Origin of the sequence: Streptomyces sp. NPDC048636 (assembly GCF_040650655.1) — a bacterium.
Taxonomy (GTDB): domain Bacteria; phylum Actinomycetota; class Actinomycetes; order Streptomycetales; family Streptomycetaceae; genus Streptomyces.
This window is the reverse complement of sequence record NZ_JBEZHR010000007.1, coordinates 448,215-457,090: the sequence shown is the minus strand read 5'-3', so window position 1 is coordinate 457,090 and position 8,876 is coordinate 448,215. Positions and strand designations below refer to the sequence as shown.

The 8,876-nt window shown below is 71.0% G+C and carries 11 protein-coding genes and 1 tRNA gene; 8 read left to right on the top strand and 4 right to left on the bottom strand.

Going from position 1 to position 8,876, the window contains the following annotated elements; translation table 11 throughout:
• Positions 1–91: 91 nt before the first annotated feature.
• Entirely contained in the window at positions 92–727 is a 636-nt protein-coding gene (gene upp, locus AB0C66_RS22175; protein WP_362441066.1) for a uracil phosphoribosyltransferase, read from the bottom strand.
• Between the two features lie 169 nt (positions 728–896).
• Between upp and AB0C66_RS22170 the strand changes: the two genes are divergently transcribed.
• The 4 genes from AB0C66_RS22170 to AB0C66_RS22155 all read left to right on the top strand — a co-directional run bounded on the left by AB0C66_RS22170 (position 897) and on the right by AB0C66_RS22155 (position 2,483).
• The gene (locus tag AB0C66_RS22170; protein WP_362441063.1) at positions 897–1,061 is read left to right on the top strand and encodes a hypothetical protein; all 165 of its coding nucleotides are present in this window, start codon (positions 897–899) and stop codon (positions 1,059–1,061) included.
• A 182-nt stretch (positions 1,062–1,243) separates the two neighbouring features.
• A complete protein-coding gene (locus AB0C66_RS22165) occupies positions 1,244–1,783 on the top strand; it encodes a hypothetical protein (RefSeq protein WP_362441060.1) in 540 nt (179 codons plus the stop codon).
• 43 nt (positions 1,784–1,826) lie between these two features.
• On the top strand, positions 1,827–2,327 hold the full coding sequence (tadA, locus tag AB0C66_RS22160) for a tRNA adenosine(34) deaminase TadA (protein WP_362441057.1): 501 nt from the start codon (positions 1,827–1,829) through the stop codon (positions 2,325–2,327).
• A gap of 69 nt (positions 2,328–2,396) precedes the next feature.
• Positions 2,397–2,483, top strand: a tRNA-Ser gene (locus tag AB0C66_RS22155).
• Positions 2,484–2,572: 89 nt separating this feature from the next.
• Here the strand turns inward: AB0C66_RS22155 and AB0C66_RS22150 are convergent.
• Both AB0C66_RS22150 and AB0C66_RS22145 read right to left on the bottom strand, forming a co-directional pair.
• Positions 2,573–3,088 (bottom strand): potassium channel family protein, encoded by a 516-nt coding sequence (locus tag AB0C66_RS22150; protein WP_362441054.1) that lies wholly within the window; start codon positions 3,086–3,088, stop codon positions 2,573–2,575.
• Between the two features lie 110 nt (positions 3,089–3,198).
• Complete coding sequence (locus tag AB0C66_RS22145; protein WP_362441051.1) at positions 3,199–4,437, bottom strand: DUF6777 domain-containing protein; 1,239 nt, start codon at positions 4,435–4,437, stop codon at positions 3,199–3,201.
• Positions 4,438–4,945: 508 nt separating this feature from the next.
• Here AB0C66_RS22145 and AB0C66_RS22140 point away from each other — a divergent pair.
• A complete protein-coding gene (locus AB0C66_RS22140) occupies positions 4,946–5,824 on the top strand; it encodes a universal stress protein (RefSeq protein ID WP_362441048.1) in 879 nt (292 codons plus the stop codon).
• A gap of 117 nt (positions 5,825–5,941) precedes the next feature.
• Here the strand turns inward: AB0C66_RS22140 and AB0C66_RS22135 are convergent, their stop codons facing one another.
• Complete coding sequence (locus AB0C66_RS22135; protein WP_362441045.1) at positions 5,942–6,967, bottom strand: 6-phosphofructokinase; 1,026 nt, start codon at positions 6,965–6,967, stop codon at positions 5,942–5,944.
• Positions 6,968–7,234: 267 nt separating this feature from the next.
• On the opposite strand from AB0C66_RS22135, the gene AB0C66_RS22130 reads away from it, so the two are divergent.
• The 3 genes from AB0C66_RS22130 to AB0C66_RS22120 all read left to right on the top strand — a co-directional run bounded on the left by AB0C66_RS22130 (position 7,235) and on the right by AB0C66_RS22120 (position 8,796).
• Positions 7,235–7,399 carry a hypothetical protein gene (locus AB0C66_RS22130; RefSeq protein ID WP_176181969.1) on the top strand — a complete coding sequence of 55 codons (165 nt, stop codon included), beginning with the start codon at positions 7,235–7,237 and terminating at the stop codon, positions 7,397–7,399.
• Between the two features lie 22 nt (positions 7,400–7,421).
• Positions 7,422–7,715, top strand: a complete 294-nt coding sequence (locus tag AB0C66_RS22125; RefSeq protein WP_362441042.1) for a Dabb family protein — start codon at positions 7,422–7,424, stop codon at positions 7,713–7,715.
• Positions 7,716–7,968: 253 nt separating this feature from the next.
• Positions 7,969–8,796: an RNA polymerase sigma factor SigF gene (locus AB0C66_RS22120; protein WP_362441116.1), complete on the top strand. Its 828-nt coding sequence runs from the start codon at positions 7,969–7,971 to the stop codon at positions 8,794–8,796.
• Positions 8,797–8,876: the final 80 nt, after the last annotated feature.

The following is an 8,876-nucleotide window of genomic DNA, read 5'->3' as shown; positions in this document are numbered from 1 at the left end:
GTTCGCGATGACCTGACAACCAACCCCCAGCCGCGTCCCGCGGATCATCATCAAGGCTGACCTGCCGTGACAATGATCCGCCGGACAGGCTCTAGCCCGCGGCCCCGTACATCCGGTCGCCCGCGTCGCCGAGCCCCGGGACGATATAGCCGTGCTCGTTCAGCCCCTCGTCGAGGGACGAGGTGACCACCCGCACCGGCGCGCCCGCCAACTCGCGCTCCATGACCTTCACGCCCTCCGGCGCGGCCAGCAGACACAGCGCGGTCACATCGTCCGCGCCCCGTGACATCAGTTCCTTGATCGCCGCGACCAGCGTCCCGCCCGTCGCCAGCATCGGGTCCACGACGTAGACCTGACGGCCGGAGAGGTCGCTGGGCATCCGGGTGGAGTAGGTGGACGCCGTGAGCGTCTGCTCGTCCCGGACCATGCCGAGGAAGCCGACCTCGGCCGTCGGCAGCAGCCGCATCATGCCGTCGAGCATGCCCAGACCGGCCCGCAGGATCGGCACGACCAGCGGGCGCGGATGCGACAGCCGCACGCCGGTCGTCGGCGTCACCGGGGTCTCGACGTCGACCGGCTCGATGCGCACATCGCGCGTGCCCTCGTACGCGAGCAGGGTCACCAGTTCGTCGGCGAGCCGCCGGAAGGTGGGGGAGTCGGTGCGCTTGTCGCGCAGCGTGGTGAGTTTGTGCGCCACCAGCGGGTGGTCGACGACATGGATCCGCATGGCATCGACAGTAACCGAGCCGCGGGCCGTGGCCGCCCCCGGTAACCCCTCGGATCCCCTTCGACAGTCTGTCGCGGCAGTGGCATCAAACCGCTGATTCGGGGGAAAGTGGGCAAGAGCGTCCGGTTGCCATCCGGACGGGGACTCGGCTCGAGGGGTGATCTGACCCATGGCAGAGCGGCCGAACGAGAGCGCCGCCGAGCGGCGCCGACGCCGCGACCGCTTCCTGCGGGCGCTCAACGAGGCCCGGGCGATAAGGAACCGGGTCCGCCCGCGGCGGACCCGCTCGGCCCGGATGCGCCAGGCGATACACCTGCGGACGTTCGGCTGGTGACGTCCGGATGAGCGCTCATGCCCCGCCGGAGGCTGCCTCCGGGCCGGTTCACCCCCGGACCGCGTGAGCGACATCTCTTTGGACTGGTGCACGACGCAGCGCGGAAGACCTCTCGCGAAGCGACGGTTTCTGCCACGATTCCGATTGGGGCGGGACTCTGTCCCGCCCGCCCCGGCACGCCTATGACCAGTGGGAGAGTCACGGTGTACTTCGCCGCATTGCTCGCGCGCACCGCAGACGGGTGGGAAGCGAGCGACACAGAGCTCGATGATGTGGAGACCCTGACCGATCTGATCGAACTCGCCCGTGGAGCCTCCAAGGACGACGACACGGTTCTGGCCTTCCTCGAGCACGAAGACGCGTGGTTCGGCGTCGTCCGCGTGGACGGCGAGGACGACCCGCACATCTATGTATCCGACGCGGCCGCGGCCGCCCGCACCTCGTACGGTTCGATGCTCACCGACGAGTTGCTCGGCCGTGACCCCGAAGACGACCTGGACAGTCTCGTCGACCTCGACGGCACCGAGGACGGCGAGCCGGACCAGGACGACGAAGACGCCGATCCCGACGCGCCCGTCCCGGTGGGCCCGCTCGGCGACGGCGACATCCTGGCCGACCTCGGCATGGAGGAGAAGGAGCTGAAGGCCCTGGAGGGGGACGCGCTCGAATCGATCGCCGACATGCTGGGGTGCAGCATGGAGGGGCTGGAGGCGGTGCGCTGACCGCGGTCCGCGGCCACCCCGTCCCGTCGCCCACACTGGTGCCATGACCGATCCGCTGACCGGCCTCCCGCCGGGTCCCGACCCCGACCCCCTGCGCGAGCCCTGGCGCACCCCGATGCGCCTCGCGCTGGAGGAGGCCGTACGGGCACCGGAAACGGGGGATGTGCCGGTCGGCGCCATCGTGCTGGGCCCGGACGGCTCGGTCCTCGGCAGCGGCCGCAATGAGCGCGAGGCCCACGGCGACCCCACGGCCCACGCCGAGGTCCTCGCCCTCCGCGCCGCCGCCCGCCGCCTCGGCGGCTGGCGGCTGACCGGCTGCACCCTGGTGGTGACCCTGGAACCGTGCACCATGTGCGCGGGCGCGATCGTCCTGTCCCGCCTGGACCGCCTGGTCTACGGCGCGGCCGACGAGAAGGCCGGTGCGGTCGGCTCCCTCTGGGACGTCGTCCGCGACCGCCGCCTCAACCACCGCCCCGAGGTGATCTCCGGGGTCCTCCCCACCGAGTGCGCGGCCCCCCTCACCGCCTTCTTCCGCGCCCCCTGACCCACCCCGCCCCCACCCCACCCGGAACCGATTTCGGTTCCCGGCCACCCGTCCGCTAGGCTCTCTCTCGGTAGCGTGTCCGAGCGGCCTAAGGAGCACGCCTCGAAAGCGTGTGAGGGGGCAACTCCTCCGTGGGTTCAAATCCCACCGCTACCGCGCGACGACGAAGGGCCCGGCTCTCACGAGCCGGGCCCTTCGTCGTGTCCTCAACGGGCCGGGCTCGGCGGGCAGTTGAGGCGAGGGGGTCAGGGGGTGGGGTCGTCGTCGTGGGGGTGGTGGGGGCCGGTCGCGGTGATCAGGCCCTCGAGGCGGTCGAAGCGCGCGGACAGGGCCTCGGCATCGGCGGACAGCCGGCGCTCGCCGCCGAGGACGCGTTCGTGGACGGCCTCGGTCAGCCGGTGCTGGCGCTTCTGCTCACGGCCGACGAACCAGGCGGCGATGGCCGCGGTGATCATGCCGTAGGTGGTGATGCCCACGAACATCACCGCACAGGCGATCAGCCGTCCCCAGAGGGTGACCGGGTAGAAGTCGCCGTAGCCGACGGTGGTCGCCGTCTCGGCCGACCACCACAGGGCCTTGGGGTAGCTGGTGAGGTTCGCGGAGGGGGCGTCGCGCTCGGCCGCCACCACGGCGTACGAGCCCAGCAGCATGACCGCGCCCAGGCCGAGCGTGGCCGCGGCGGCGGCCTGGGTGTGCAGCGGCCGGTCCTCGCGGCCGAGCAGCAGCTTGATCGTCCTGGTCAGGAATACGGGCAGGACCATGGCGCCCATGCTGCCGTCCGGGGCTGCCGGTACGGGGCCGGGGCGCGCGGCCGGCGTCCGCGGATTGCACCGAACGGACGCCGGTCGGGGAGCGCTCCTCGCTCAGGGCCTCACGGGCCCGACGGCGGGGGCTGCGGCGGCGGCTGGGTCTGGTTGGGGTCCGGCTGCTGGTTCTGGTCCGGCGGCTGCTGCGGAGGCGGCTGGTTGGGCGGAGGCTGGTTCGGCGGAGGCTGGTTGGGAGGCGGTTGGTTGGGCGGGGGCTGGTTCGGGGAGGGCGGGGGCTGCGGCTGGGTCTGGTTCGGATCCGGCTGCGGCTGGGACTGCTGCGCCGGGTCGGACGGCTGCTGGCCCGGATCCGAGGGCTGCGACTGCTGACCCGGGTCGGACGGCTGCTGGCTGGGGTCGGTGGACTGGTCGGTGGGCTGCGCCTCGGGCATCCCGCCGGACGGCGAACCGGACGGCCGCTTGGTCTCCAGCGGAGCGATGGGAGCCTCGCCCACCTTCGGCGCCTCCGGCAGGTCCGGTGCGCCCTGCTCACCCGGCATCGCCAGGTACGAGGGGTAGTCGGCCTTCGCCAGGACCGTGTCCTCGGACGAGGAGTCCCCGTCCTTACCGCTGTCACCGAGCGCACGCTTGAAGAGCTCGGACTTCCCGGCCACCCCCAGCATCACCACCCGCTTGACGGCCTTCGGGGCCGGTTGGATCTCGGTGACCGTGCTCTTGGAGAAGCCGGTCCACTCGGGGCCGGTGAAGGTCGGGCGGGTGTCCTGCGGCGGAGCCGCCATCCGCACCGGGCTGCCGCAGTTGCACTTCACCACGGGCGCCCCGCGCCGGTCGACGAAGACCGCCGTACCCGCCTGGAGGACCGCGGACGAGGGCTTGGCGCCGGGGCGGGAGCCGTAGACCTTCACGTAGGTGTCGGACCGCAGCACGGCACCGGTGAGCCCGTCGACGTAGTCCGGGATGGCGTTCGCCGAGCCGATGTGCTGGATACGGCTCCAGGCGGCCGCCTTCTTCGCGTCGCCCTGGAGGCCGCGGATCAGCGCCCCGCGGTCACAGGACTGCTGGTCGGGCGCCCCGGCGTACAGCCCCGGGGTGTTGCCCAGGAAGGCCCGGCCGCCGTTGGAAGGTGACTCCAGATCGTTCCGGTCCTGACCGACGGACCGGGTGAACGCCGGAACCGAGGTCTTGCCGACCGGCTCCCGCCGGTACTCGGCCGCCGCCGCCTTCCCGGACGCCTTTCCGGAGGGGGAGACCATCCCGATCACCACCACGGCGGCCATCACGGCGACGAGTCCCACGACGAGAGCTGAGCGGCGCGAGGTGAGATGCCATGTGCTCGAGCGCATTTCCCACTCCTTCCCTTCCTCGGCCCCATGCTGCGCCCATGCGACGGGCCTCCGCGTCCCCCGAATCCTTGACCTGCCACCCCACTTTCGGGGGAGGTCGGGGGAGTTGGCCCCGGATGTGCGCGCCCGGACCCCCACCTCCGGCGGCCGCGGCGCGGAGCGTGGGAAACGCAGAACCGCCCCCGGACCGATCTCTCGGTCCGGGGGCGGTCGCCGCCCCTCGCGGTCTGGTGCGCCGGTCCTGAGGACCGGCGGGATGTCGATGAGGGGACGGGTTCGTTCCAGCGGGTCGTTCGCTTCCCCCGGTTCACTTCCCCGTCTATTCAGTTCACCACGGATATGCCGCCCGCGCGCGCCGAACCGGAACGTCCCCGGCGTGGACCCGAGCGTCGGGCTCCGTCCCGGCTCCGCCCGGCCGTGGGCGCCTCCCGTACCTACACTGAACGGACGGAACACCCTCCGGAGCGGCCGAGCGGAACGTGGCACGGGACGCAGTAGAGGAGGCCCGATGAGCGGCCCTGTCGTAGCGGGGGTCGACGGATCGCGGCGCAGCCTCGCGGCGGCGGAGTGGGCCGCCCGGGAGGCGGTGCACCGCGGGGTCGCGCTGCTGCTGGTGCACGCGTGTCCGCCGCTGCCGCGCCGGGTCTCCCCGGTCCCCGGGGTGGACGCCTGGCAGCACATGGGCACGCAGATGCTGGACCAGACCGTGGCCGGGTTCGCGGCCCGCCATCCGGACCTCGAGGTCACCGGTCGGCATGCCGACGCCGAACCGGACGAGGCGCTGCTCACGGCCGCCGCCGAAGCCGGGCTGCTGGTCGTGGGGGCGCGGGGATGGGGTGGCTTCGACGGCCTCGCGGTGGGTTCGGTGGCACTGCGGGTGGCCGCGGCCGCCGACTGCCCGGTGGTGACCGTGCCCGGGGAACCCCGGCGGACGGATCCGGTCCGCGGCGGCACCCGTGAGGTGCAGTTCGGCTTCAACGCCCACGCCCCAGCGGACGCCACGGCCGACTTCGCCTTCGGCGCCGCCCTGGAACGGGACGCCCTGCTGCGGGTGGTGCACGCGTGGGCGCTGCCCCCGGCGTCGCCATCCGCCTGGATGCTGAACGTGCTGGAGGAGGACCGCGGGATGTGGGAGGACCAGGAGAGCCAGGTGGTCTCGGACGCGCTGCGCGACTGGCGGGAGCGGTATCCGCAGGTGGCGGTGCTGGCCGACGTGGTGCTGCTGAACCCGGCGCAGGCGCTGGTCAGGACGTCGGGGCGGGCTCGGCTGCTGGTCCTCGGACGCCGTACGAGCTCCCGCGTCGCGGAGCGGCGGCTGGGGCCGGTCGCCCACGCCGTACTGCACCACGCCCGCTGTCCGGTGGCGGTCGTACCGCACCCCTCCTGACGGTCGCCCGATGCCCGCCCGACGCGGTCCCGGCCGCCACCGCACCACAGCCAAAGGGCATCGGCCGAAGTCGCCGCTGCCGCCGCGGCCGAAAGGCCGCCGCGGCCGAAAGACGGCTCAGCCGAAGAACACGCCGAACTCGGCGTAGAGCGAGGGGTCCACGGTGCGGGTCCCCGCCGCGGCCTCGGCGAGCGGGATGCGCACGATATCGGTGCCGCGCAGCGCCACCATCGTCCCGAACTCCCGGTCCTTCACGGTGTCGATGGCGCGCAGTCCGAAGCGGGTGGCCAGCCAGCGGTCGAAGGCGCTGGGCGTACCGCCGCGCTGGATGTGGCCGAGGACCGTGGTGCGGGCCTCCTTGCCGGTGCGGTCGGAGATCTCGCGGGCCAGCCACTCCCCGATACCGGAGAGCCGTACATGGCCGAACTCGTCCAGCGTGGAGTCCTTGACCACCATCTGCCCGGCCTTGGGGACCGCTCCTTCGGCGACGACCACGATCGGCGCGTACCTGATCTTGAAGCGGTTCTCCACCCAGCCGCAGACCTGGCCGATGTCGAAGGGCTGCTCGGGGATGAGGATGACGTTGGCGCCGCCCGCGATGCCCGAATGCACGGCGATCCAGCCCGCATGGCGCCCCATCACCTCGACGACCAGGGTGCGGGTGTGGGACTCGGCGGTGGTGTGCAGCCGGTCGATGGCCTCGGTGGCGATATTGACGGCGGTGTCGAAGCCGAAGGTGTAGTCGGTGCCCGCGACGTCGTTGTCGATGGTCTTGGGGACGCCGACCACGTTGATCCCCTGGTCGGCCAGTTTGGCGGCGACACCTAGGGTGTCCTCGCCGCCGATCGCGATCAGCGCGTCCACCGCGTTCTCGGCGAGCGTCCGCCGGATCCGGTCGACCCCGTCCTCGCTGGCCAGCGGGTTGGTCCGGGAGGAGCCGAGGATGGTGCCGCCACGCGGCAGGATTCCGCGTACGGCCTGGACGTCCAGCGGTACGGTGCCGCCGTCGAGCGCACCGCGCCAGCCGTCCCGCACCCCGACGAAGTCGAAGCCGTGCACCTCCACGCCCTTGCGGACGATGGCGCGGATCGCCGCGTTGAGGCCGGGGCAGTCGCCTCCGCCGGTCAGCACACCGACACGCATCTCCGCTCCCTCCTCCTCCGCCGCTGTCCTCCCCGCCGTCCTCCCCTGTTGCCGTCCCTTGTTGCCGTCCCTCCCACCTCCCAGAATCCACCCATTTATGCGTGGGCGCCCACCTCGGCGCGGAGGGGCCGCAGGATGATCCGCGGAATGGTTCGCAGGATGCCCCCTGGGCGCCGCTCCGACTATCGGACTGGTACGACTGATGTTCCAGGGGTGTGGATAGACTCACGCAACGCCACAGGGGACCGCCGGGGAGGGCAGCACGCGATGGCACAGGCGAAGAAGATCGCGCTCTATATGCTCATCGTGTTCGTGCTCTACACGATCATCAAAACCCCGGCGCGCGCGGCCGATCTGGTCCAGATAGGGTTCGAAGGCATATCGGACGCCGCCAAGAGCGTTGGCGAGTTCATGACCGAACTGGTCCAGTGACACCCCCGCCCGTGGAGGCCCCGTGATTCGCCACCTGGTCCTTTTCAAGCTCAACGACGGTGTGACGCGCGATGAGCCGCGGGTACAGGCCGGGGTCCGGGCGTTCGAGGAGCTCGACGGCACCGTCCCGGAGCTGGAGCACTGGGAGTGCGCCTGGAACATCACGGACCGGCCGATCGCCTATGACTTCGCGATCAACTCGGCGGTGGCCGACGTGGACGCCCTGAAGCGCTATGTCGAGCACCCGGCCCATCAGGCGGCGGCCGCGCAGTGGCGGGAGTTCGCCACCTGGGTGATCGCGGACTATCCCTTCTGATCGCGTTCCCGCCCTTTTCTGGCTCCGGTCCACACACCTTCTGAGCGCCTGCCAGGCACCTTCTGAGCGCCCCCTCAGCGCTTTCTGATCCTTTTCCGGACCACTTCCGAACAACTTCACGATCAGATTTGCCCCACTACGTGGCAATTTCGCCATCAACACGTAGTAAAGCGGTGCTTGCACACAGTGCACATGTCTTGTGATGCTATGACCGCTTTGCCGGGTGAGTACATCGTGAAGGGGTGGCGTGACCGTGTCGGCCCGTACCGCGCCCAGAACCCCTCCCCAGGGCGATGGCGGCAGCGAAAGCGGCAGAAGCCGCGGGGCTGACGCCAGAGCGCTCACCCAGGTGCTCTTCGCCGAGCTGTCCGGCCTCGACCCCGGAACCTCCGAGCACGCCCGGGTGCGTGCCGCGCTGATCGAGGCCAATCTGCCGCTGGTCCGCTATGCCGCGGCCCGCTTCCGCAGCCGCAACGAGCCCATGGAGGATGTGATCCAGGTCGGCACGATCGGTCTGATCAACGCGATCGACCGGTTCGACCCGGAGCGCGGGGTGCAGTTCCCGACCTTCGCGATGCCCACCGTCGTCGGCGAGATCAAGCGCTACTTCCGCGACAACGTCCGCACCGTCCATGTACCGCGCCGGCTGCATGAGCTGTGGGTGCAGGTGAACGGGGCGACCGAGGACCTGACGGTGCTGCACGGCCGCTCCCCCACCACGGCCGAGATCGCCGAGCGGCTCAAGCTCAGCGAGGAAGAGGTGCTCGCCTGTATCGAGGCCGGGCGCTCGTATCACGCCACATCGCTGGAGGCCGCCCAGGAGGGCGACGGGCTGCCGGGACTGGTCGACCGGCTCGGCTACGAGGACCCCGCACTGGCCGGGGTGGAACACCGTGACCTGGTACGTCATCTGCTCGTCCAGCTGCCCGAGCGTGAGCAGCGCATCCTTTTGCTCCGTTACTACAGCAACTTGACCCAATCTCAGATCAGCGCGGAACTCGGCGTCTCCCAGATGCATGTGTCCCGCCTGCTGTCCCGGAGCTTCGCCAGACTGAGATCCGCAAATCGGATCGAGTCCTAATCACGACGGGCGATGCCCTCCCCGGTGGATCGGGGGACTAATGTCGACTTGGCGCTACAGCGTGTTGCCGACATGTGACA

Coding starts and splice junctions, on each gene's coding strand:
- upp (WP_362441066.1), bottom strand. CDS start 727: ATGCGGATCCATGTCGTCGACCACCCGCTGGTGGCGCACAAACTCACC.
- AB0C66_RS22170 (WP_362441063.1), top strand. CDS start 897: ATGGCAGAGCGGCCGAACGAGAGCGCCGCCGAGCGGCGCCGACGCCGC.
- AB0C66_RS22165 (WP_362441060.1), top strand. CDS start 1,244: ATGACCAGTGGGAGAGTCACGGTGTACTTCGCCGCATTGCTCGCGCGC.
- tadA (WP_362441057.1), top strand. CDS start 1,827: ATGACCGATCCGCTGACCGGCCTCCCGCCGGGTCCCGACCCCGACCCC.
- AB0C66_RS22150 (WP_362441054.1), bottom strand. CDS start 3,088: ATGGTCCTGCCCGTATTCCTGACCAGGACGATCAAGCTGCTGCTCGGC.
- AB0C66_RS22145 (WP_362441051.1), bottom strand. CDS start 4,437: ATGCGCTCGAGCACATGGCATCTCACCTCGCGCCGCTCAGCTCTCGTC.
- AB0C66_RS22140 (WP_362441048.1), top strand. CDS start 4,946: ATGAGCGGCCCTGTCGTAGCGGGGGTCGACGGATCGCGGCGCAGCCTC.
- AB0C66_RS22135 (WP_362441045.1), bottom strand. CDS start 6,967: ATGCGTGTCGGTGTGCTGACCGGCGGAGGCGACTGCCCCGGCCTCAAC.
- AB0C66_RS22130 (WP_176181969.1), top strand. CDS start 7,235: ATGGCACAGGCGAAGAAGATCGCGCTCTATATGCTCATCGTGTTCGTG.